22 protein-coding genes are annotated in these 23,863 nt (G+C 51.9%); 6 read left to right on the top strand and 16 right to left on the bottom strand.

Features of this window, described 5'->3' with window-relative positions:
• Positions 1–5 precede the first annotated feature (5 nt).
• The 7 genes from M1D70_RS08225 to M1D70_RS08195 all read right to left on the bottom strand — a co-directional run bounded on the left by M1D70_RS08225 (position 6) and on the right by M1D70_RS08195 (position 8,229).
• Positions 6–974: an ABC transporter permease gene (locus M1D70_RS08225; RefSeq protein WP_050802821.1), complete on the bottom strand. Its 969-nt coding sequence runs from the start codon at positions 972–974 to the stop codon at positions 6–8.
• 324 nt (positions 975–1,298) lie between these two features.
• Entirely contained in the window at positions 1,299–1,466 is a 168-nt protein-coding gene (locus tag M1D70_RS08220; protein WP_456289604.1) for a hypothetical protein, read from the bottom strand.
• 444 nt (positions 1,467–1,910) lie between these two features.
• Positions 1,911–3,521 (bottom strand): response regulator transcription factor, encoded by a 1,611-nt coding sequence (locus M1D70_RS08215; RefSeq protein ID WP_009592150.1) that lies wholly within the window; start codon positions 3,519–3,521, stop codon positions 1,911–1,913.
• 41 nt (positions 3,522–3,562) lie between these two features.
• Positions 3,563–5,398 carry a sensor histidine kinase gene (locus tag M1D70_RS08210; protein ID WP_456289603.1) on the bottom strand — a complete coding sequence of 612 codons (1,836 nt, stop codon included), beginning with the start codon at positions 5,396–5,398 and terminating at the stop codon, positions 3,563–3,565.
• Positions 5,380–6,939: an extracellular solute-binding protein gene (locus tag M1D70_RS08205; protein ID WP_456289602.1), complete on the bottom strand. Its 1,560-nt coding sequence runs from the start codon at positions 6,937–6,939 to the stop codon at positions 5,380–5,382. The genes M1D70_RS08210 and M1D70_RS08205 overlap by 19 nt, the downstream gene beginning before the upstream one ends.
• Positions 6,940–7,120: 181 nt before the next feature.
• Positions 7,121–7,552 (bottom strand): hypothetical protein, encoded by a 432-nt coding sequence (locus tag M1D70_RS08200; protein ID WP_009591953.1) that lies wholly within the window; start codon positions 7,550–7,552, stop codon positions 7,121–7,123.
• A 47-nt stretch (positions 7,553–7,599) separates the two neighbouring features.
• Positions 7,600–8,229 (bottom strand): stalk domain-containing protein, encoded by a 630-nt coding sequence (locus tag M1D70_RS08195; protein ID WP_433938966.1) that lies wholly within the window; start codon positions 8,227–8,229, stop codon positions 7,600–7,602.
• A gap of 206 nt (positions 8,230–8,435) precedes the next feature.
• Between M1D70_RS08195 and M1D70_RS08190 the strand changes: the two genes are divergently transcribed.
• The 5 genes from M1D70_RS08190 to M1D70_RS08170 all read left to right on the top strand — a co-directional run bounded on the left by M1D70_RS08190 (position 8,436) and on the right by M1D70_RS08170 (position 11,976).
• On the top strand, positions 8,436–8,627 hold the full coding sequence (locus M1D70_RS08190; RefSeq protein WP_009591956.1) for a hypothetical protein: 192 nt from the start codon (positions 8,436–8,438) through the stop codon (positions 8,625–8,627).
• 141 nt (positions 8,628–8,768) lie between these two features.
• A complete protein-coding gene (locus tag M1D70_RS08185) occupies positions 8,769–9,113 on the top strand; it encodes a hypothetical protein (protein ID WP_036672078.1) in 345 nt (114 codons plus the stop codon).
• 236 nt (positions 9,114–9,349) lie between these two features.
• A complete protein-coding gene (locus M1D70_RS08180; protein ID WP_009591954.1) occupies positions 9,350–9,841 on the top strand; it encodes a cation:proton antiporter regulatory subunit in 492 nt (163 codons plus the stop codon).
• A gap of 3 nt (positions 9,842–9,844) precedes the next feature.
• Positions 9,845–11,089 (top strand): cation:proton antiporter, encoded by a 1,245-nt coding sequence (locus M1D70_RS08175; RefSeq protein ID WP_096772978.1) that lies wholly within the window; start codon positions 9,845–9,847, stop codon positions 11,087–11,089.
• A 17-nt stretch (positions 11,090–11,106) separates the two neighbouring features.
• Positions 11,107–11,976, top strand: a complete 870-nt coding sequence (locus M1D70_RS08170; RefSeq protein ID WP_456290404.1) for a YitT family protein — start codon at positions 11,107–11,109, stop codon at positions 11,974–11,976.
• 184 nt (positions 11,977–12,160) lie between these two features.
• Here the strand turns inward: M1D70_RS08170 and M1D70_RS08165 are convergent, their stop codons facing one another.
• From M1D70_RS08165 to arfA, 5 genes are all read right to left on the bottom strand, one after another.
• Positions 12,161–12,376 carry a DUF2905 domain-containing protein gene (locus tag M1D70_RS08165; RefSeq protein WP_009591958.1) on the bottom strand — a complete coding sequence of 72 codons (216 nt, stop codon included), beginning with the start codon at positions 12,374–12,376 and terminating at the stop codon, positions 12,161–12,163.
• 105 nt (positions 12,377–12,481) lie between these two features.
• Positions 12,482–13,315 carry a carbohydrate ABC transporter permease gene (locus tag M1D70_RS08160; RefSeq protein ID WP_009591962.1) on the bottom strand — a complete coding sequence of 278 codons (834 nt, stop codon included), beginning with the start codon at positions 13,313–13,315 and terminating at the stop codon, positions 12,482–12,484.
• Positions 13,316–13,317: 2 nt separating this feature from the next.
• Entirely contained in the window at positions 13,318–14,211 is an 894-nt protein-coding gene (locus M1D70_RS08155) for a carbohydrate ABC transporter permease (protein ID WP_009591951.1), read from the bottom strand.
• 78 nt (positions 14,212–14,289) lie between these two features.
• A complete protein-coding gene (locus M1D70_RS08150) occupies positions 14,290–15,618 on the bottom strand; it encodes an extracellular solute-binding protein (protein WP_433938963.1) in 1,329 nt (442 codons plus the stop codon).
• Between the two features lie 161 nt (positions 15,619–15,779).
• Complete coding sequence (gene arfA / locus M1D70_RS08145; RefSeq protein ID WP_175320748.1) at positions 15,780–17,279, bottom strand: arabinosylfuranosidase ArfA; 1,500 nt, start codon at positions 17,277–17,279, stop codon at positions 15,780–15,782.
• A 408-nt stretch (positions 17,280–17,687) separates the two neighbouring features.
• Here arfA and M1D70_RS08140 point away from each other — a divergent pair, with 408 nt between their 5' ends.
• The gene (locus M1D70_RS08140; protein ID WP_009590874.1) at positions 17,688–18,605 is read left to right on the top strand and encodes an ArsR/SmtB family transcription factor; all 918 of its coding nucleotides are present in this window, start codon (positions 17,688–17,690) and stop codon (positions 18,603–18,605) included.
• 278 nt (positions 18,606–18,883) lie between these two features.
• On the opposite strand, the gene M1D70_RS08135 is transcribed toward M1D70_RS08140, so the two are convergent.
• The 4 genes from M1D70_RS08135 to M1D70_RS08120 form a co-directional block, all read right to left on the bottom strand.
• The gene (locus tag M1D70_RS08135; protein WP_456289601.1) at positions 18,884–20,089 is read right to left on the bottom strand and encodes a sn-glycerol-1-phosphate dehydrogenase; all 1,206 of its coding nucleotides are present in this window, start codon (positions 20,087–20,089) and stop codon (positions 18,884–18,886) included.
• A gap of 133 nt (positions 20,090–20,222) precedes the next feature.
• Positions 20,223–21,893, bottom strand: a complete 1,671-nt coding sequence (locus tag M1D70_RS08130; protein WP_456289600.1) for a ribulokinase — start codon at positions 21,891–21,893, stop codon at positions 20,223–20,225.
• Between the two features lie 45 nt (positions 21,894–21,938).
• Positions 21,939–22,628 (bottom strand): L-ribulose-5-phosphate 4-epimerase, encoded by a 690-nt coding sequence (araD, locus tag M1D70_RS08125; protein ID WP_009590875.1) that lies wholly within the window; start codon positions 22,626–22,628, stop codon positions 21,939–21,941.
• A gap of 93 nt (positions 22,629–22,721) precedes the next feature.
• Entirely contained in the window at positions 22,722–23,810 is a 1,089-nt protein-coding gene (locus tag M1D70_RS08120; protein WP_456290403.1) for a substrate-binding domain-containing protein, read from the bottom strand.
• Positions 23,811–23,863: the final 53 nt, after the last annotated feature.

Below are 23,863 nucleotides of genomic sequence, written 5' to 3'. Positions count from 1 at the left end.
TTTCTTTACCAGATCCCGCGCTGTAAGTATTTTCTGCTCATGGCATTGCCGAGAATGACCAACGTGAACGATATCACCGCTTCGAACAAGCCGACCGCGGTCGAGAAGCTATAGTCCTGGTTCCCTAAGCCTTGCCGGTAAACATAGGTACCAATGACATCCGACACCTGGTACACCACCGGGTTGTACATGACCAGAATCTGCTCGGTTCCCGCTTCCAGTACATTCCCCAGCCGCAGGATAAACATCAGGACAATGATTGGAGCAATCCCCGGCAGCGTGATGTGCCACAGCTGCTTCCAGCGTCCGGCACCGTCAATCTTCGCCGCTTCATACAGCATTGGATCGATCATTGTAAACGCTGCCAAATATACGATGGTGCTCCAGCCCGTTTCCTTCCAGCCCGCCGACGTGATCAGCACGCTCCGGAACACGCTGTTATCCAGGAAGAACGCAATCTGCTCCATGCCGAGAGACACCAGCAATTTGTTGACGATTCCTCCATTCGTCGAGAGCAAATCGATAAACAATCCGCCAACGATGACCCAGGACAAGAAATGCGGAAGATAGATGACGGTTTGCACCGTGCGTTTAAATACCATATGCCTCAGCTCATTGAGCATCAGTGCGATAATGATAGGGAGCGGAAACAAGATCACGATTTTCAGGAAGCTGATGATGACCGTATTTTTGAATACCTGAGCAAAATCCGGCGACGTGAACAGCTTCTCGAAATGCTTCCATCCTACCCACGGGCTGTCGGCAAATCCGGTGAAGATGTTGAAATCCTTAAATGCGATCGTGATCCCGTACATCGGCGTGTACTTGAACAGTAAAATGAACAAAATGCCCGGCACGAGCAGCAGATAAAGATCCCACTCTTTCCATATATCGGACCCTAAACGCCCCCAATACCCTCGTTTTGGCTTCATCTCTCTATGCGGTGCGGGCGATGGTTCTAACGTGGGTTTCATCGACTCGTCTCCCCCTTTCTATTGATTCAATCTCCTTGGTTACTACAAATTGTAATTCCCTGCGCCGGGACTGAGTAGGCGAGGATCATTACTATTTATGGTAATATGATGTTGTGTTGGGGCACGGACGTCAGTAATTATGCCATGGGGCTGCGGTGGGTATTTCATGGGATGTTAACTTGTGATGATCGGCGAACCGTTGCCAACGAAATTCATACCTGAAATTCAAAGCATTTGCTTTCAAAACCCTAGGAGCTTTTGAACCAACATCAAAAAAAGAGGGTTGTTCATCACTCCGCATGCGGATTGTTCTTCCGATCCCTGTTACCCCCGGATTTCTTCCGAATGGATAGACAATGTGGAAATCCGGTGATAAAGGGGACCGCTGCCGCTTCTCCAGAACAATTCCTCCTGCTCCGTTGAAGCTGATTCAATCGTGGTGTTGGCATTCGAAATACGGCAATGCCGTGCTTCGTCGCCAAGCGAGGCCACCTCTGCTCTGCGCCGAGCGTGGCCTCCCTAGCCCCAACCATTCTGCGCGGGTGATTACTTCCGCCCTGCCGATGGTTGGGGCTGGGGGTAAACGCAAACGAGCCGCTCGGGATATTGGCCCCGAACGGCTCGTTTGCCTGGTTTATGTAACTGCGCACGCACTGCTGCGCTGCGTTTTGCCCCCTCCCCCATCCTAATAGGGGGAGGGTGGGGGACCCCACGCGGACCAGCGGAGCGGACGAATCGATTCCGGAAAAGCGTTAGCGGTCGCCCGAAAGTTTTCCAACGGAAAACTCGCATCGAAAGCATTGACTGGAGCCGAATTTCTTCCGCTGTCATCATCATTCCAGGAAATTCGGCGACAACAGCGATTGGAGGAATGATACGGCCGCGCAGCGGGCTTTCAGATGTGGGCAGCAGTGCCGTACGGCCTCTCCCATATTCTTATCCCTTGAACTCCCCCGGATTCACGCCCCAATACTTCCGAAACACCTTGGTGAAGTAACTGACATCGCGGTATCCGACCAGCCGGGCGGCGTCGTACACCTTGAGTCCGTCCTGCAGCAGCGACTTGGCCCGCTCCATTTTGCGTTCCAGCACGTAAGCGGAGAAGACGACCCCCATTTCCTGCTTGAACAGCCGGCTGAGGTAGGAAGAATTCACGTAAAGCCGGTCCGCTACCGTGTGCAGCGTAATTTCCTGGTCCATCTCCTCCTCGAGCAGGTTCAGAATGTCCTTTACCACCTGATTGCTTGTCGTTTTCCGCTGTTCGCCCATAAACGTGATGATATGTTTCACCGTTCGCTCCAGGAGCGACCAGGTTTGCATTTTGGTGCTCAGCAGCTTGACGTTGTGGAAATATTCGATATCGTCGCCGACGACTCTTTTTACCGTCCAGCCCTGCTTCTGGATCATTCGGGTAAAGAAGCTGTTCATGTAAAGCACCGCCTCCTGGAATTCGTCCGAGGATTCGGACCTCGAGAAGGCTTCCTCCCATAATCCCTTCAGCGCCTCCAGCGCCTTCGTTTCATCCGCCGTTTCCAGTGCGATCTCCAGCGTCTTCTCCAGGTTCTGCTGAACGATCACGCCCTGAATATCCCGCTGGAGCTGCTCCCGGTAAGGAATCGCGAGATCGTGTCCATACACGACGCGCTCCTGAAGCGCCCGGCAAGCCTGCGCATACAAGAGGCTCATCTCCTCGATCGTCCCGATGGATGCACAGATGCCGGCGCTGGCCGTTATCTTCAGCACCTCCCTCGTTTGGGAGAGGAGCTTGGATACGTCCGCATTCAGCCGCAGCATGGCTTCTTTGGCATCCTGGCTTTCCTCCAGGATCAAGACCATCAGGAGCATATTGCCTGAATCCGACGTGATCCAGAGCGATGGATGGGACAGCAGCTCCTTGGCCAGGCACTGCATCGTAAACTGCAGCAGCTCGACATCCCCCCGCTGAAAGCGGGTCTCGCTCTCCGGCAGGGGGTCCAGATCCACCACGGCGACGGCGAAACGGTCATTTTCCTTCAATGAAACATATAATTCCCTGCCCTTGTTAAGGACGTCCTGTTTTGTATATTTGCCGCTGACCCATTGGATAAAAAAGAGATTTTGCAAATGCGGCAAATTGTCCTTCCATTTCTGCTCCAAGGCCGCTTTACGCTGCCACTGCTCCAAGTCCTCCCGCAGCTGCTGCCTCGCTTCAAGCACCGCTTCGAGAATGTCTTCCTCGCCGGCGGGCTTCAATAAATATTTGGACACCCCATATTCCAGCGCCAGCTGCGCAAATTCGAAGTTGTCATGTCCGCTCAGGATGATCATTTTTGTCAATCGGCTGATGTCCTGCCGGCTTCGCAGCTCGCCGAGGAGCGTCAGCCCGTCCATTTCAGGCATCTGTACATCGATCAGCATAATATCGGGTTTTTTTCGGCCTACCAGCTCAAGGGCTTCGATGCCGTTGGACGCCATGCCCACGACTTCAATCCCATGCTTGTCCCACGGGATATTGTAAGCCAGTGCGTTGCGCAGCCGGGGTTCATCTTCCACGATCATGAGATTCATTCGGTTTGTTCCCCTTTCGAGCATCTCTATATAAGTGTCTATTACAGGTTAAATTCCTTGCAGCGCTCCAGCGGGATGGAAATCGTGACGGTGGTGCCTTCCCCTGCCACGCTGTGTACCGTCAGATCCGCTTCTCTGCCATAATACAGCTTCATTCGGCCAAGCACGTTCCGAAGACCGAACAGATCCTTCACATGCTCTTCATCCTGGGAAGACGCGGGTACGCTGCGCGAGCCCATCATCTCCAGCTCATGCTGGATGTAGCGCAGCCGCTCTTCGCTGATCCCGGGCCCGTTATCCTGTACGCTGATAATCACCATGTTCCCTTTTTCAATCCGGCTGGAGATGACCAGGCTCCCTCCGGAGGATTTGCCCTCCATGCCGTGAATGATGGCATTTTCCACCAAAGGCTGAAGCAGGAGCTTGAGAATCGGAACCCCCTTGCTCTCTTCCGAAATTTGATAATCCACAGTGAAATTGTCCATGAAACGAAGCTGCTGGATTCGTAAATAGTAGTGCAGGTGGGTAATGCTCTCCTCAATCGTAAACACCTGTCTGCCCTTGTTCAGGCTCAACCGGAAAAACTTCGACAGGTTCATCACCATCTCGCTGATCTCATCCGCATCGTAGTTTTTGGCCGTCCAATAAATCGAATCGAGGGTGTTATACAGAAAATGCGGATTGATCTGGGATTGCAGAAACTTCAGCTCCGTTGTCGTCAATCGCAGCTGCTGCTCGTAATGATCCTCGATCAGATGTTTCTGCACGACAGCCATTTTGTTAAACGACTGGATGAGAAAACCGAATTCGTCCTTCCGCTTGGTGTCGACATGAATGTTCAGCTCTCCGCTGCTGAGCCGTTTCATCCCGCGCGACAATTTCAACACAGGTGAGGCAATCCCGCTGTACACCACCCATGAAATGATAATGGCCAGCAGGATGCTCAGCCCGATGATCGCAACCGTGAACAGGCGCAGCTGATCGGTCTCTTTGTACAGCTCGCTTTTCGGCTGAACCAGCTCAAGACGCCATGTGGAGTAATCCGAATCAATCGTGACCGTCATCTCCTTGTCGGTAATATCCTCCTGATACACTCTTCCGGTCTCCACCACCACTTCTCCCCTTTCGTTCAGCAGGGCGATGCGGCTGTTCTCGGACGGGAGCAGCGTCTTGATGATATTCAGCAGCTTGCTTTTATTAAAAGACACCACCAGCAGATTCGACTGCCGTTCGCTGTTGTACAGGTCCATGGCCCGAATCAGGGAAATGCTGTCCGTATTGGTCATCTGGCCAAACGTAATGCCCTCCGCCACTGGGGCTTCCGACATGACGTAGGAAATCCCCGTTCCGTTCCGTCGCGCAGCTTCCACCAGCCATTCCTGCTGCGTCTCGCCCGTCAGCTTTTTGCCGCCGTAATGGGTAGAAATGAACATGTTGGAAGCCCGATGATACACCGTAATTTGGGATACGAACCGGTTTACCGATACGGAATTCGACAGCTGCTCCAAAATGTACGAGAAATCCACGATCGATTGAGGGGAGAAGTTGGTGCTGTTTTTGTTAAGAAGCTCGTTCATTCCTGGATCCCCTGCAATCAGGGTCGATATCTCCTCCACGTTTTGCAGCGCCAGATCAAAATGATTCATCGCCGACGACAGCGCCATCTCCGTCCTCCCCACCGCCTGTTCGTAGAGAATATCCCGGGACCGCTCTACGGCGAAGAGGCTGATAATGACCAGCGGCAGCAGGATCAGCAGAAAATAACCGGTCAAGCGGGTTTGAATGTTCTGCGAAAACCGATCCCGGATCCAGCGAAACAAGTCGATCACTCGGTCCCCCGCGCTCTTGGCCGCCAGCATTATTGTTTGGAGTACCATTCATTCACTTCCTTCGTGATTTCATCTCCCCCTTCTTCCTTCCAGGTCTTCACATAGTCGTCGAATGCGTCCAGCGGCTCAAGCCCCATGATGATTTTCGTGAACACATCCTCCAGATTTTTAAGCTTCGTGTTGTATTTCGTCATCCCGGGGGTAGGAACTCCGTAGAATGCATTCGGAATAATATGCTGATTGATCAGCTGCAGATTGTTGTACAGATTGAAGTCCCCGAGCGAATCAAGCCGTTCCTTGAACAGCAATTGATCCGGCACGTCGACAAGGGACTGGTAAATGCCGCGGTATAAATGCTTGTCGTGCAGCCCGAAATCCGTTACGATCGCCCCGTTCTCCCAGCGCCAGATTTCGTTCTCGAAGCCAAGTTTCAGCGTCTTGTAGTCGCTGGCAACGAAGTCTAAAAACTGGATTACTTCGGCAGCCTTCTCCGATTCGGCCGGTATGACGTTATAACCTCGTATGATGTCCTTCCCTTCAACGCCTTTAAATCCGTCCGGTCCCGTCGGATACGGAAGCGGCATCCATTCGGCCTCGGGGTCCTTGCTCATATTGGCCGCAATCGGTGCGCGCGTATCGTACCAAGCCGCGGAGAACAGGCCGACCGTGCCGTTTTCTATTTTTTCGAACAGATTGTTTTGCAGGTTTAAAGGAAATTCCCGATCGAGCAGGTTCTCCTGATACAGCTTGGCAAAAAAAGCGAGGGCTTCCTTCGTTTCCGGCAAAATGCTTCCGTTCACCAGCTGCCCGTCCCGTTCAAACCACGTATTCCGCTGCGTGCCGAAAGCGCCGAAAAACGGCGAAGACCTTCCCAGGCTCGAGGTCAAGGTTAAACCGATCGTATCCTGGACGCCATTACCGTCAGGATCATCCAGGGTGAAGGCACGAATGACTTCGTAATATTCCTCCAGCGTTTCGGGCGGCTGTAAGCCGAGCCGATCGAGCCAGTCCTTCCGGACATACATCAATTCGGCTCCAGTCACCTCATTCAAGCTCGGAACCGCATAGATTTTACCGCCGTATCGGACCCGATCCCAGACCTCCGGCGGAATTTTTTCTTTCAGGTGGGGGCCGTACTCGTCGATTAATTCATCCAGCGGCATAAAGGCCTTCTGCTTAACGTAATTGTCGAACCACACCGGCTCGTACGTATGGAGCATATCCGGCAAATTGCCTGAGGACATAATGACGTCGAGCTTCTCGTTGTATACCTCGGGCGGAGGAAGATTGACTCCGATCTCGAGCCCCGTACGCTCTTCGATGTAATTCAGGTACGGATTGTCATTCTCGTCCATTCCTGCAGGGAACGTCATCCCCAGACTGGAAATGACGATGTTGATGGATGCGCCCTTGGGTAGATTCTCCGGCGGATTCTCCTCCTCCGAAGACCCCGGGCCGTTGCACCCGGCAGCAAGGAGCATCAGAATTACGCATACGGGAAGCAATAGAACGTTACCTTTAAGCAGCCTTGACACCCCTCGATCACCATGTTGACTAAATTCATCATTACAGGCCGTGTTCTTCGGCATATGTCCTCACTCCCTCCAGCTAGTAAGCTAATATTACTATATAACGATTATGTCGTGAGTAAGATCACCTTAATAATCATTCTCCTAATAAAGCGCTGCTTCCTTCACCCCGCACAAAAAGAAAAAGCCGACCCTGGTCATTCCCGAACCAGGGTACGGCTATTCATGAAGCAAACAGCTTCTATTTCGGCTCCTCTTGGTCGCCGCCATCCTCCAGCAGCGGAACCTCTTTGCGCTGCTCTTCCGCTTGAACTTGAATTACTTCGAACGTTCGGCCGCAGTGGGCGCAAAATTTGGCATTCACGGCTGAACTGTTCCCGCACCCTCGGCATATTTTCTCATCCGTAAGGTTGGCAATCTGGAGCAGATTTTGTTCGATTTCGAAATTCAATTGATGAATCTTGGCCACGTAGCTTTGGATGCTCTCCTGATCAGGCGGCCACTTCCCTGCTTCGGTTGAAGCGAATACAACCTTGCCGATTTCCAGGAGCTGTTCGTCGATATCGCTTTTTTTGCCGTTGTTCTGCAGCTTTAACCGATTGATCTCCACCAGCGTTTTAGCTTTGTTTCCGGCGTCCGATACGCCGGCTTTAAATTTATCAAAAAAACTCAAAGCAAACTCTTCCCCTCTCTGTTCGCAAAATGGAACCCGTGTTTATTTTATTCCTTAAACGATATTCTCAGAATTTTATCATGCTCGGTATAGTTCACGCCAGCGCCCAGCCCCCGTGCAAACACCTGAATGGGAACATACGTCACGCCGTCAATCACTTTGGGAGCGACCGCAACGGTTTCCGATTTGCCATTATAATAAACGGTTTTGCTTCCGATCGTGAGCGTGACTTTATGATTGCCTCTCTGCACGCCGATGCTGGCCGCATCGCGATTCCAGTTGACCTTAGCCCCCATGCCCTCCGCAATTTCCCGCAGCGGCACCAGATTGATGTTGTTATACACCAATGGCTCGCTATTAAATTTTACCACGCTGCCGTTGACGTAAACCTTAAGGCCGGACTTAGCATAAGCCGGAGCCGCGGGCTTCGGCGCTGCAGGCTTAGCCGTGCTCTTTTGCGATGATTTCGACTTAGGCGCGGATGAAGACGACTTGCTTCCGGAAGAGCTCCCACCGCCGTTATGATAATGATACTCGCCATATGACAGACCCCAGCGTTCGCAATTGGTTCGGCAGGTATGCCCTCCGTTGGCATCCGTTCGTCCCGGATGCGCAGATACGACAGAGCCGGATACAAGCAATAAAGCAAGGGTGCAGCCTATCCATTTTTTCTTCATGCCTAAATAACCCCCTGGTATAATATTCCTCTACTATTCTAGCATATTCTTATATAGCTGATTGATATATAGAGTTACACTATATAGAAGGTGAATTGTTACCAGGCAACGTTCCTGCATTGTTTCACTTTCATCTCCCGCGTTTATTCGTTACATATAACAGATCCTTTTGTGCCACAATATTGCCAGAAAGGAATGAGAGCCTAATGAGCAAAAAGAAACCTGAATTTGACGGTCAATTCCCCGGCGTGGACCCGATCCCCGAGCCCGACCGGCCGGATCAGGCCGCAACCGATAAACTCGACGATCTTGTCCTCGGCGTTTTGGAAGATAAAGATCAAGCGAAAGCCGATATCGGGCCCGATACGGAAAACTATGATAAGCTACGCAAAAAATAGAAGAAGCATCGCTTCTATATAATGTAAAAAATTGAATCGATCTGTAAAAGTGTTCAAAAATAATTTATCGTTCTCATTTTGAGAACGATTATTTTTATGTTATGATTAACATAGAAGCTTGGGACGAAGGGGGGAGTAACCGTGAACTGTTTCTTAAAAACGGCAAGAATTGCATGGATGCTGGTGCTTGTTCTGGTTACGGCATTTGCCCTATATATTCCCGTCCAGGAGTATTACAGCAACGAAACCCAAGATGAGCGGTATGTTTACAAGCATGACCATCATCTGAAAGCGGCTGTTCTGAAACACTCTCAAATTCTCTCCAAACTTAAGGCAGCCGGCAATACCATAGCGCTGTTCTTATTGATGTCGGCCATTGTGATGCAGCAGGCTCCCAAAACACGTCTGCCCTATCGGCCGATTATTCCGCTTCGACTCCGGCTTTTAGTATTATTCCCCATTAAGTTCACATCGAAGTTCGTCTAGTCCTCCACACTTTTTCGCATTCCAACTGACTGCGGTTTCTTAAATTTGCCAATTTTTCTTTTCCCATGCAACAACATAAACAGCCTGTGCAGATTGACCTGTGCATTAGGGTTTATTAAAGACTGTGCAATTTCATCGTGAATGGATTGTTTTATTTGGCTGCGTGTATTTTTGATATCCGTGTGATCGGTGTGCAAAACAACTAAAAAGTGTATTTCTTAGGAGGACTCTAATCTATGCATGTTCGCGAAACAGATTTGCCTGGAATCGGTAAGAAATTCGTAATTGATACCCGCGGTGGCGATAAACTGGTCATCATCATTCATGACGACGGCCGCCGTGAAATGTACCATTATGAATATGACGATCCGGACGAAAGCATCTCCATGATTTCCCTGGACGATGACGAGGCCCGTCAAATTGCGGCCATCGTCGGCGGTCTCACGTATAAACCGAAGGCGCTCGAAACGATCGACATGGCGCTGGATGAATTGATCATCGAGTGGTACCGCATCGAGCCCCACTATTACGGGGCAGGTAAATCGATTGGCGATCTGGGCGTACGCCAAGCCTCAGGCGCAACCATCATCGCAAGAGTTGACAAAAACAGCAAACAAATCAATCCCGGACCTGACGTTATCATTACACCGGATTCGACGCTCGTCGTCGTAGGTGAACGTCAACAACAGCGGCTATTTAAACAAATCTTGATGAACGGACGTGGTTGATGAATGGATCATTTGGTTTTAGAAGTAGGATTGGCGATTGCCTTGATCGCCCTGGCGGGGTTGCTATCAGCTAAACTCCGGTTTTCCGTCGTCCCTTTCTATATTCTGGTGGGGATGGCGGTTGGGCCTCATGCTTTTCATTTTGGATCTTTCGATTTTCGTTTTATAGAAAGTGCTCCGCTCATCGACTTTATGGGGCGGATCGGCGTACTCTTCCTTCTGTTCTATCTCGGACTCGAGTTCTCGGTCGGCCGATTGATCAAATCGGGCAAGTCCATCGTTGTAGGTGGCAGCATCTACATTGCCATTAACTTTACGCTTGGACTGATGATCGGGATCTTTGCCGGATTTCCCTTGGCGGAGACGCTCATTGTCGCAGGCATAACGACCATCTCCTCGAGCGCTATCGTGGCCAAGGTGCTGGTCGACTTGAGAAGAACAGCGAATCCGGAGACCGAGATGATCCTCGGGATCATCATGTTTGAGGACGTATTCCTCGCTGTATATATCTCGATTCTTTCCGGGCTCGTGCTGAGCGGCTCCTCGTCGCTGGGCGGCGTCCTGATATCTGCCGTGATCGCTCTTGGATTTATGCTGCTAGTCATTATTATCGGGCGTAAAGCCGTACCGCTTCTGAATAAAGCATTGAATATACGGTCTAACGAATTGTTTGCCTTGGTCGTATTCGGCGCGTTGTTCCTGCTCGCAGGATTCGCTGAAACGATTCATGTTGCCGAGGCCATCGGCGCGCTGCTCGTCGGGCTTGTTCTGGCCGAGACCGAGCATCGTGAACGCATTGAGCATTTGATATTACCATTCCGCGATTTCTTTGGAGCCATATTCTTCTTTAGCTTCGGTTTAACGATAGTACCGTCCGAGCTTGGCGGAGCTGTGTGGTTATCGCTGATCGCCGTGATCATCACGCTTCTTGGCAACTTCATTGCAGGCATGCTTGCCGGCCGCAGCGCCGGATTGTCTTCGAAAGCATCCTCCAATATCGGTCTGACGATTGTATCCCGCGGGGAGTTTTCCATCATTCTCGCCAATATGGGGAAAGCCGGCGGGCTTGCAACCTTCATTCAACCGTTCGCAGCCCTGTATGTACTGATACTCGCCATACTCGGACCGCTGCTGACCAAGGAGTCCAAGCACGTCTATAACTTCTTGAACAAGATATTTAAATTTAAAGATCATAAGGAGAAGAAACCGGTTAAACCGAAGCTAAAGGATGAAAGTGCCAGCGGATAAAGGAGGGTACATTGCCTATGGTTCAAGCCCCGGTTCGGACAACGAACGGTGCACAAGAGGCCGCAAGCAAGGCAAGTACACGAAGAAGACTGAGCATGGCTGCCATCGGAGGACTGATCGCAGCGTTCGGTTTGGATTTATTTCTTGTTCCTAGCGGAATCATCGCGGGCGGCGTAACGGGAATCTCTGCGCTCGCTTCGCATCTGACGGGACTTCATACGGGCATGTTTTTGTTTGCATTAAATCTGCCCTTGCTTCTGCTGGCCTATCGCCGGTCGAACCGGGAAAAAGCCGTCATTGCAACCGTCGGGCTGCTGACGTTTTCCGTATGCTCGATCTTGTTCTTTCCGATTCCCGCTCTCATCGACAGCAAGATCGGGAGCGCAGGCATCGGCGGCATTTTCCTCGGTCTCGGCATCGGCATCGGCCTTCGTTACGGCGTCGTCCTGGATACGCTCCAGATGCCGAAGATCCCCCAGCAGCTATCGCAGCTGCTGACCCGGCTGAAACTGCCCTACGTCCATATCATGATCAATCTGTTGGTACTGACTTTGGCGGGGCTCCTCCTCGGCTGGGAACGGGCGATGTATTCGGCCATCGCGTGCCTGATGGCACTGGAGACCGGGCGCGTTACGACTTCAAGCCTTCCGCTTAAACGGGAGGTACGGATTCGAAGCATCAGCGAAGCGGAAATCCGGCACACCATGAAAGCCATCATTGGGTATGATCCCCAATCGGCACAAGACAAGGGTGAAGGCGCGAACCACGGTGAGCCCGCCCATTCGCAGCAGCTGGTCTACCAGGTTCATATTCTGGAAATGCCCAGGTTCAAATCCATCGTGTTTAGCTTGGATCCGAATGCCGAAATCACCATCATCCAAAAATAAAACGGCTTTTCCATTTAAACAGGCCGGTTAGGGGTACCCCTAACCGGCCTGTTTTTTTTAGATATCAGAAAGTATAAACTCCAAAGCTTAGGCGCCTTCCTGATATCGCAAGAAAAACATCCCCTAACCGCGGTCTGTCTTCTGGGAAAGTGCGTCGATAGACGTTTTTCTTATGAAATCCCGACTATTTGCGAAACTGCTGGATCAGAAACAGAATCAACGAGCCCACCACGCTGATGACGAGGCAGGTTACGATCGGAAAATAAATTTTGACATTGGGTTTATCCACGACGATGTCGCCCGGCAGCCGGCCGACGAATCGGCCAATGACAGGCCACAGCAGCCCGATCACGATCAGGGCGCCGCCAATCCATAATAGAGCCTTTGTTACAGGATGCAAGTTACGTCACCTCATTCATCAGAATACGCAGGTTTCCTTGTATCATAATGGATTTGAGGTGCCGTCAGCAAGGGCTGGGCTGGTCCGGTCATACGGACCGAGCCGTCATCCTTTCACCGCTCCCGCCGTCATCCCGTCAATAAAGTATTTCTGAAAAGCCATGAACAAGATGAAAATCGGAATGATCGAGAAAAAAGAGCCGACAATCAATAAATCATAGTTGTTCCCGTAAGGAGTCAACAGCGTCTTCAACCCGATCGGAAGCGTGTACTTGCGATCATCGCTGAGCACCATGAACGGCCACAGGAAATTGTTCCAGCTGTTCATGCCGTTCAGAATCGCCATGGCTGCAAAGGACGGCTTCATCACGGGCAGGATCAACCGTACATAGATCCCGTATTCGCTGGCCCCGTCGACCCGACCTGCCGCAATCATTTCTTTTGGAACCCCTCTTAAATACTGCCTGAAGAAGAAAATCGTGGCCGCGCTTGCGATCCCCGGCAGCACAATCGCCGAGTATGTATTCATGAGGCCCAGATTGTACGTCAGGGAGTATAACGGAAGAAGAAGAATTTCAAAAGGAACCATCATAATCAAAAGCACGCAGATAAACAAGAAGTTCTTACCGATGAAATCATAGGCTGCAAACCCATAGGCAACGGTTGCGCTGACCAGCAGGGTTAACGTGACCTGCACCACCGTGAGGAGCAAGGAGTTAATAAACCACATGAAGTAGGAGTGATCGCCCGTAAACAGGTAGGCGAAATTGTCCAGGCTCATCACCGACAGATCAAATTTCAAATTCAGGCCATACCGAATCAAATCCTCGCCGGGTTTGAAGGAAGCGATGGTAACGGCATAAAAAGGCACCAGGATCAGAAAGCACAGTATGGAGAACAAGATCAAGAGGATTATTTTGACCAGCGTTTCTCTTCTCATCCTCAATCCTCCTTCTTGAACATGCCGGAGAGCTTCAGCTGCGTCAGGTTAATGATCATGGTGATTGCCAGCAGCACGATCCCTACAGCGGCGGCATAACCCAAATTGTTCTTCTCGATGCCTTGACGGTACAGGTAACCGACAATCGTGAGGCCGATATTCTTCGGAGAGTTGTTGCCGTTCCAGAGCATCATGCTTTCGATAAACATGGCAAGCCCCGCATAAATGCTGATCGTTAACACATAAATCGTGGTCGGCTTCAATAACGGCATCGTGATTTTGGTAAACTTCTGAAAGGCCGAGGCCCCGTCGATGGATGCCGCCTCATAGTATTCACCCGGAATGTTCTTGAGTCCCGATAAAAAATAAAGCATATTGACCCCCGTCCACCGCCAAGTGGCGAGAGCCACCAGCGCGATATAGCCGGTGACCTGTCCCTTCAGAAACTTCACCGGATCGATCCCGAACCACCCCAGGATGCTGTTGATCAGGGATCCTTCCATCTCGCCGAACATGAGCCGGAAGATGGTGCCCGCCACAACGACCGACGTCAGTGCAGGGAAGAAAAAAGACGACTTGAAAAACTCCCTCCCCCACATGAACTTGTTGTTGATCAGCACCGCGAACAGCATGGGAAACGGAATCAGGATCAGAAGCGTCAACACCATGTAAATCGCGCTGTTCGTGACTGCCTTCAAAAAGACGCCGTCCCCCATCAGCTTCCCGTAATTAGCCAAGCCGACCCAATCCGCTTCCTGCCCCAGCTGCGTTTTCTGAAAGCTCATGCTGAATGAGCTGCCGAGCGGAAACACCCAGAACACGAGGAATACCAGAATAAACGGCAGGACAAACACGTAAGGAGCAACCTTTTGAGAGTACAGAAATTTTTTAATCATGATTCGACTCCTTTAAATGAGAGCCGCTCACCGACGATCCATGAGCAGCTCTTCGTTTTTGTACCGTATAAGCGAACGTTATTTCAATTCCTGTTCGATTTGCTTCTGGGCGTCATTCAGGGCTTCGGTAATGTCCTTGCCGTCCTCAAAAATCTCGTTGAAGGTGGTTGTGCACAGGACGTTGTTGATGGTGGGCGATGCGGAGGTCGATTTGATTAACCGGATTTCATCCCGGATCTCATTCAGGACATCGAACGGGTTATTGACGAAATATTTCACGAACTGATTCTCGGCATTGTGCGTAACATCCTTCATATCCCAAACGTCCATATTGACCGGATCGAATCCAAGCGTGTTCCAAATTTCTTTATTGGCATCCAGGGACAGCTTGGCGAAGGCCAGAAAATCTTTTGCCAGCTGCACGTCTTTTGCCGTCTTGGTCACGACCGTGCCCGTTCCGCCGCCGCCAACCGACCGGGGCATTCCTTCTTCGATGACCGGAATCGGCGCGATGGCTATTTTTCCCGACAAATCGGACATGTAGTTGGTATATCTGGACATTTGCCATAACGGCATGAAAGCCGTGGCATAATTTCCTGCATTAAACTCGCCGTAGGCCTCTTCGGTGTCAGGCTGACCGCCGGCGATGGTCGCGATGACATTACTGTCCTGCAGATCCTTGAGCAGCGTCATGGCCTTCACCATCGGCTCCGAATTCACGATCGGATTGCCGGAATCGTCCGTCAGATCCGCGCCTTGCTGCGCGAGCAGCATGGAAGCTTGCCAAGCCGCGCTTGTATCGGCCGTCCCCATATATTTGCCGGTTTTTTCATATACCTGAATACCGGCCTGCTTGAAATCCTCCCAAGTCACGATATCCTGATAATTGACCCCGGCCTCCTCCAAAATCTCGGTATTATAGAAGGCGACGGAAGCTCCGACATGAGTCGGGATGCCGTAATTCACATCCTCCTTGCTGTAAAGGTCGATACGGGATTTCACGATGGTATCCCGGTATGGATCAATGACGTCGTTGAGCGGTTCAAGCTGCGGCGTGCCGGCAAGGAAATCCGGAAACTTCCCAAGCTCGATATCCGCAATGTCGGGGGCACCCGTCCCCGATTGAACCGCGATGGATAATTTGTTATGCATGTCGTCATAAGGCATGACCGTTACGTTCAGCTTGATCTGGCGATCGGGATTCTCCGTGTTCCATTTGCCGAGCATTTTCTCGAAGTGCTGGCCGTGCAGCTCAACAAACGTCCAATACGACAGCTCCGTAGCGCTTTCTCCCGCCCCTCCGTCCAGAACCGAGGTTTCGCCGCCGGCATTGTTCGATTTGCCGCATCCCCACAGGAAGAGCGTCATACATAACACCATGAATACAACCATCCATCTTTTCATCATCTTACTGGACCTCCCTTAATTTTCGTTCATACAAACCTACACTTCGAACATCGGTACTTCTGCTATTCCTCAGAAATAAAACGCTTTCATATTGTGTGTAATTTGATATGAGTGTTTGGGAGAAGGGGCAGCCCAATTCGCGAACCGCCCCCTTGCTGTTATTAGGCTTTTTTCAAGCGGATGACGTTCCATGATGCCTTGGCAAGCCTGGCGTTAACCATACCGTTATCGAGTTTCGCGCCCCCCTGATGATGAGGCTTTACTTTTTCCTCGGATGCGGTGTTCACCGCTTTCAGATCCTCATGCTCCAGCACGATATGCTCCAGCAGCCGGTAACCTTCAAAACTGCGAACATCGCATTCGAGCGCCAAGGCTTCCTCCAGATGGCGGTTCACGGCAAAAATCGTAATTTCTTCATCCTCTTCGTTATGAACGACCGCGCTGTCGAGATAAGGAACGTCGGTAAAGTCCTTGGAATCGTATTTCGGCGAGTCGACGATCGGCAGCAGGGATACGCCCCGGCCAAATTTGGAAGCATGAAGATACGGATAAAAGATCGTCTGCTTCCAAGATCGTCCGCCGTTCTCGGTCATGATCGGAGCGATCACGTTCACGAGCTGCGCCAGGCAAGCCATCTTGACCCGGTCCGCATGGCGCAGGAACGTGATCAGCATGCTGCCCACAAGAATCGCATCCTCGAAGTTGTACACATCCTCCAGCTGAGGGGGAGCGATGCTCCATGGATCAATCTGTCTGTCGGCGTCATTGGAATGATACCAAACATTCCACTCATCGAAGCTCAGATACATCGTCTTTTTGCTGCGTTTCTTGGCCTTGATGTAATCGCAGGTGGATTTCACCGTATGAATAAAGTGATCCATATCGAGCGTAAGCGCCAGGTAATTGGCGGTATCGTTATTACGGTTGCCGTAATATTGATGCAGGGATATGTAATCGACCGCCTCATACGTATGATCCAGCGTTACGGCTTCCCATTCAGGGAATGTCGGCATGCCCGTGCTCGAGCTTCCGCAGGAAACCAGCTCGATGGTCGGGTCGACGAGCCGCATGGCTTTTGCCGTCTCAAGCGCAAGCCGGCCGTACTCTTCGGACGTCTTGTGTCCGATCTGCCAAGGTCCGTCCATCTCGTTGCCGAGGCACCAGGTCTTGATCTTGTGCGGCTGTTCATAACCATGGCGGCGGCGTAGATCGCTCCAATACGTGCCTCCCGGATGGTTGGTGTATTCCAGCAAGTTTCTGGCGGCATCGATCCCCCGCGTCCCCAGATTCACGGCCATCATGACATCCGAGCCCACTTCCTTGGCCCAGGATATAAACTCATTCGTGCCGACATCGTTCGGCTCCAGCGTTCTCCAAGCCAGCTCCAGCCGTTTTGGCCGTTCGGCAACAGGCCCCACGCCATCTTCCCAGTTATACCCCGAAACGAAATTCCCGCCGGGATACCTGATAATCGGGACGTCCAGCTCCTTGATCAATTCCTTTACGTCATTCCGAAAACCGTCCGCATCCGCGGTTTCATGGCCGGGCTCGTAAATCCCGCCATATACTGCGCGGCCTAGGTGTTCAATGAATGAACCATAAATGCGGTTATCAACTTGCGCGATCCGAAACGACTTATCCACGATCATTCGTGCTTTCATGTTCTCAGCTGCCAAGTTCTTCACCTTCCGTTTGATATAATTGTAAAACAATTCAAATATAATTAAATGAATTCGTTTTCAGATCTAAAATATCATATGAGGGGGTCTCTGTAAATATACAAATGTAAAATGATTTACATAAACAAAAAATAAATTTTCATAATCAATAAATCAGTGCATTTTCTGTCGAAAATAGCCGAAATCACTTGTTTTATGCAATCCTTATTTAATATAATCCTCAAATAAAAGCGGTTTCAGCATCCGTTTTATTGTTTCACGCACAAGTTTTCTGAAGATTTTGAACGCATCTTTATTTCACGCTCATATTGATTTATAATTGTTTGAAATAAACGTTTGCAAACATCCCATCGTTATAAATCCCTTAATTGGAAGAAGGTTTGAAATAAGATGATCTACATTAAAGATTTAATGAGCGGACTTGATATCTTTAAAGCGCTCAGCTCTGAGATCCGCATTCAAATTTTGGAGCTGCTGGCCAAGAATCAAAGCCTGAACCTGAATGATCTCGCAAACAGGCTGAACCTCAGCAATGGCGCCATTACCATGCATATCAAGAAGCTGGAGGAAAGCGGCCTGATCGAAATCCATACCACGGGCGGGAAACATGGCATCCAGAAGATCTGCTATCTGAATAAAGACACCTTGATGGTCGATTTGCGAAGCAAGGATATTAATAATCTGTACGAGGTGGAAATTCGCGTCGGCCATTACAGCGACTACCAAGCCATCCCGACCTGCGGACTTGCGACCAAGGACAGCATCATCGGGGATTTCGACGATCCGCGCTATTTCGCCGATCCGGAGCGCATCAATTCGGAGATTATTTGGCTGACCGAAGGTTTCCTGGAATATCGGATCCCGAATTATTTGAAATCCAACCAATCGTTCCGCGAGATCCAATTCTCCTTGGAGCTGGGGTCTGAAGCACCGGGACATTGCGATAATTACCCATCGGATATTTTCTTTTACGTCAACGGGATCGAAATCGGCAGCTGGACAAGTCCGGGTGATTTCGGGGACAAACGCGGTACCTTCAACCCTGAATGGTGGCCACCCCACTTGAACCAATACGGCATGCTGAAGCTCATCCGAATCAATAAAGAAGGCAGCTTTATCGACGGGTGCCGTATTTCGGATGTCGGTTTGGACCAAATTCAGCTCGATTACAAGAGCGAGCTTACCTTCAGGATTGCCGTTAACGAGCAGTCGGTGAATAAACGCGGCTTAACCATTTACGGCAAGCATTTCGGCAACTACAGTCAAGATCTGTTGGCCCGCGTGCTGTATGATGTGAAGGAAGGATAAGGGAGCGAATGCATGTGTTTGGCGGGCGGTAGGCATGCGGTGATGTATCATTCTCAAACGGCAGTACAAGCTGCATTCCAACTAACAAGCCATCGATTCGACTGTTTTAGACCCCCTATATCAGGCAGCCAGCTAAAATAGACGAACGCAAAAAAGGACTCTCTATGATCATTCGATCATGTAGAGGCCTTTTTTAGCAAAACGGAATACCTTCTATAACCTTATCAGCAAGCCCATTCTTTAGGGCGGGGGACGGGCATCGCCCGCCCTCTGCTTTGCTATCTGTATGAAGTCACAGGTTGTCCTACCCCGTCAGCCTCGTTCAGCGTCCTCAGGATGGTATGACGGTCGCGCAGCTTATGCGCCTCCCGCAGGCTCTCCCCGAATAGCTCCTCATCAATGCCAAGCTCCTTCAGGCTGGAAGGACCTCCCGCTTGCCGCAGCAGCCCGGCGATCTCCTCCTTCGAAGGAACCTTCCGAAGCCACTCCCGAACCTGCTCTCTGTACGTCTCCCAAAGCTTGGGCTCGGCATAAGGATACACTCCCTGATCAGCCGCAGCATGGTAAAGGCTTGATATCTCGCTGCAGGCAACCCCTACCTTGGCGCCATGAAGCAGCGCCCGGTTGCCGAGGCGCAAGTACTCCATCTCCCAGTAATGCGACAAATGATGCTCTGCCCCGGAGGCAGGATGGGACTGCCCGAACAGCAGCATCGCGATCCCGGATTCAATCAAGGCCGTCATCAGAATGCGGATGCCTTCCTCCGTGCGCTGGCCGATGGCCTCCACGTGCTGGATGCAAGATTCCAGTGCCCGTTCCGTAATTTCTGCCACTTGGTCATCATAGGGCTCGCCGGCCGTGGTCGAGGAGAATCTCCAATCCAGCAGCGACGTATATTTGCCGAGCATATCGCCAAACCCTGCCGCTATAAGCGGCTGCGGCGCTTTCGCAAGGATATCCGGGTCGGCGAATATGGCGATGGGAGCCGTTGCCGCAAAGGTCTGCTTGATCCCCCGAACCACGATCGGCGCCCCGGCCGAAGTAAAGCCGTCTACCGAAGGTGCCGTAGGTACAGAGACGAAAGGCTTCCCGCACCGATGAGCGACAAAGCGGGTAATGTCATGAAGGGTACCGGATCCGGCAGCGATGAGGCATCCTGTCCGCTCCGGCTCCACCTCGATAAAAAGCTGCATCAGCGAGCGTTCATCCGCCACCACGTCGCCTAACTCATCAGGCTTGATCAAGCACAGCCGGGGTTCCAGACCTTCCGCTTCCAGCCCATCCATCAGCGTTTGACCCGCGGCTTCATACGTATTCGCATCGGCCACAACGATCGGTGAATTGAGGCCCTGCCGTTTAAGGTACGCGGGCACAGCTGAAATAGCGCCGGGCTCCAGCTCCATCGTTTCAAGTCCGCGGAACGCCGGCCGGACTTCCCTCATTCGGCTCATTAAACCTTTTGCTTCGTTCAAATAATCCGTCATGCAGCTCCTCCCCTTTCATCCCATCCCATGTTGATGATCCAAGCATCTGGTCTATATTTGTCTCGAAGGACGTCCCGCCCTCTATATGCAGGGCGGTCCGGTCCTCTTCTGGTCTTGCGCTTGCCCGGCTGGCCTATTCTGCCGTCTGCTTAATCCGCTTCAGCCGTTTCATGACGTCGTTTTCCCCACGGCCGAAATAATCATGCAGCTTGCTGTATTCCTGATACAGCTGCTCATACACTTCCACATGCTCCCGTATCGGCTTGAAGGTCTCTTCCTTCACCCGTGCCATTTTCTCGGCCGCATCGATAATGGAATCATATCCGCCTTTGGCCTGACCCGCCGCCACTGCGGCGAACATCGCGGCACCCAGCGCCGGCGTCTGTTTGGAATCAGCCACATAGATTTCACGATTGGTAACGTCCGCATAAATCTGCATCAGGAGACGATTCTTCTGCGGCAGTCCGCCGCATGCATAGAGAACATCCACAGCCACGCCGTTCTCATGAAAGGCGTCCACGATTTTGCGCGTGCCGAAAGCCGTCGCCTCCAGCAAGGCGCGATAAATTTCCTGCGGCTTCGTCAACAGCGTCATCCCTAACATCAATCCGGTCAGATCCGTATCCACCAGCACCGAGCGGTTGCCGTTCCACCAATCCAGCGCCAGCAAACCACTCTGACCCGGCTTGTATGCAGCCGCTTCCCGTTCCAGCCATTGATGCAAGCCGATTCCTTCCTCGGTCGCAGCCTCCTTAACGTACGCGGGAAGCGCTTCCTCAACGTACCATTCAAAAATATCGCCCACCGCCGATTGCCCGGCTTCATAACCGTATAATCCCGGAATGATGCCGTCTTCGACGACGCCGCACATCCCTTCGACCTGCTTCTCTTCCGTGCCGAGCAGCATATGGCAGATCGAGGTTCCCATGGCCATGACCAGCTTGCCCGGTGTTACGACGCCGACCGCCGGTACCGCGGCATGCGCGTCAACGTTGCCGACGGCCACGGCAATGCCAGGCGTTAAGCCCATCATTTCTGCCATCTTCTCGGTCAAGCCGCCGGCGCTGCTCCCAAGGGGACGGACCTCTCCGCGCAGCTTCGTATCGGCCAGATCCTCCAATCTGGGATCCAGCGCTTTAAAGTAATCCTTGCTTGGATATCCGTCCTGCTTATGCCATATCGCCTTGTAACCAGCCGTACAGCTGTTGCGGACTATATGGCCGGTCATTTGGGAGATGACCCAATCCGTGGCCTCCAGGAACCGATCCGCGCGTTCATAGATGGCCGGTGCCTCGTCAAGAATCTGCCAGACTTTGGCTATCATCCATTCGGATGAGATCTTCCCGCCGTAACGGGGCAAAAAAGCTTCTCCGCGCTCAGCGGCGATCGCGTTGATCTTGTCTGCTTCCGGCTGGGCCGCGTGATGCTTCCACAGCTTAACCCAGCTGTGCGGCTGATCGGCCAGCTCCGGGTGGAAGCAGAGCGGCTCGCCAAGCTCGTCAACCGGGAGCATGGTGCAAGCCGTAAAATCGATGCCGATGCCGATCACATCCGCCGGATCAATGCCGGATTGCTGGATGACCGCAGGCACCGATACCTGCAGAACCTCCAGATAATCTCCCGGATGCTGAAGCGCCCAGTCATGCTCCAGCCGCTTTCCGGAACCCGGCAGAAACTCATCAATAACATGGTGCCGATAAGGCGTTACATGATCCGCTACTTCCTGCCCGTTCGCCAGATTAACCAATACCGCACGTCCGGACTGCGTTCCGTAATCGACACCAATGGTGTATTTATTCCCCATCTCATTTCCTCCTACCGATGAAATCATGAATGATGAATATATGCGTTACTTTTGACCGTAATAAGCATTGACTCCATGCTTCCGCAAAAAATGGCGATCCAGCAGCGTCTGATCCATCGGTTCGGTTTCGGGATTGATCTGCTGCATCCGGGCTGCAATCTTGGCGCACTCCTCCAGCACCACCGCATTATGCACGGCGTTATGCGCATCCTTGCCCCACACGAACGGCGCATGGGAATGCACAAGCACGCCTGGCACCATGTTCGGATCCAGATCCGTGAATCGTTCAACGATTACGTTGCCCGTCTCCAGCTCGTAGGCCCCCTCGATTTCTTCCCGGGTCATGGGCCGCGTAACTGGAATCTCCCCGTAAAAATAGTCGGCATGCGTCGTTCCGTAAGCAGGCAGCGCGCGTCCCGCCTGAGCCCAGCTCGTTCCCCATGGAGAGTGGGTGTGCACAATCCCGCCGATCTCTTTAAAATTCTGATACAGCACCAGATGAGTCGGGGTGTCGGAGGAAGGCCGCAAATCCCCTTCAACGACATTCCCCTTCAAATCCAGCACGACCATGTCGGCCGCTTTTAAATCCTCGTATGGCACGCCGCTCGGCTTAATGACAAACAGTCCCCGTTCACGGTCGATGCCGCTGACGTTTCCCCATGTAAAGGTAACGAGCCCGTACTTCGGAAGCTCCAGATTCGCCTCAAGCACCTGCTGCTTCAAATCCTCCAACATGAACAACCGCTCCTCTCCAGCCTTTGAAAATTAATTGTACGTACAAGTTTACAAGCAAGGGTCCGATATATCGGACCTTAAACTCCCTACTCTCTATCGTTTGTCCACCGATTCTCTCTCCACAAGCTCCGGTTGATAAACCGTATCCTCAAATACGGTATGATGCTCGATCATGCTGATCAACTGCCTGGCCGCCATGATCCCCATCTCCGTCTTCGGGTGGGTCATCGTCGTCAGCTTCACGCCGGAAGCAACGGCTAGCGTGGAATCATCGAAGCCGACCATGGATACGTCCTGCGGAATTTGCAGCCCGCATTCCCCGGCCGCCTCCGCCAAAGACACGGCCAGCTCGTCGTTATAACATACGAATCCCGTCGGCCGCTGCCCGATCGGCTGCTTCAGCAATTGGACGGCCTGTTCATAAGGGAAACGGCCCTTCTGTTCCGTTGTATACGTAACCACCCGCTCCGGCGAAACGGGGATGCCCGCCTCCCGATGCGCCCGCAAGAAGCCCTTCAGCCGGTTTACGCCCTGAAGGTCGTCCCGCTTGAAGAATCCGGCAATCGCCGAATGTCCATTCTCGATCAAATGCCGCGTGGCCTTGTAACCGCCAAGCTCATCGTCCAGCTTAAGGCAAGGGCATTCCAGTTCCCGATACTTCTCGTTGATCATCAGAAACGGAATCCCCTTCTCCTGCAGGGACAGGAAATATGTCAGATTCGGATTGCCCTCCGCGCTCTTGGTCGGCTCGATAATCAGCCCGCTCAGCGGCTGGCTGGTCATGAGCTGAAGGCTCTCCATCTCCTTCTCCTTGTTGTTGTCGGTGCTGGAAAGCAGCAGGCGGTATCCCTTGCTGCGCAGCTCCGCCTCCGCTCCCCTGACGATATGCGGGAAAATATAATCCGAGATGTACGTCGTCATGATGCCGATCGTCTTGACCTGCTCGCTTTCCCGCCGCGCCGGGTTGCGGGCAAAGGTTCCTTTGCCTTGAATCCGTTCGAGCCAGCCTTCCTTCTCCAGCTCGCCGAAGGTTTGGCGGACCGTCTGGCGGCTTACGCCGAACTGGTCCGCGATTTCATGCTCCGAAGGAACCTGTTTGCCTGCTTGAAGCCGGCCGGATTCAAACCATGAGAGCAGTTCGTTTTTTAATACAATATATTTGGGTATCCGTCTATTATTCATCATTCACCTCTAGCCTCACGCACTCATTATATTAGGATCCCCTGCAATCCTAA

The sequence above is a fragment of the Paenibacillus sp. AK002 genome, from assembly GCF_053903045.1.
This window is presented reverse-complemented; position numbering and strand designations above follow the sequence as displayed.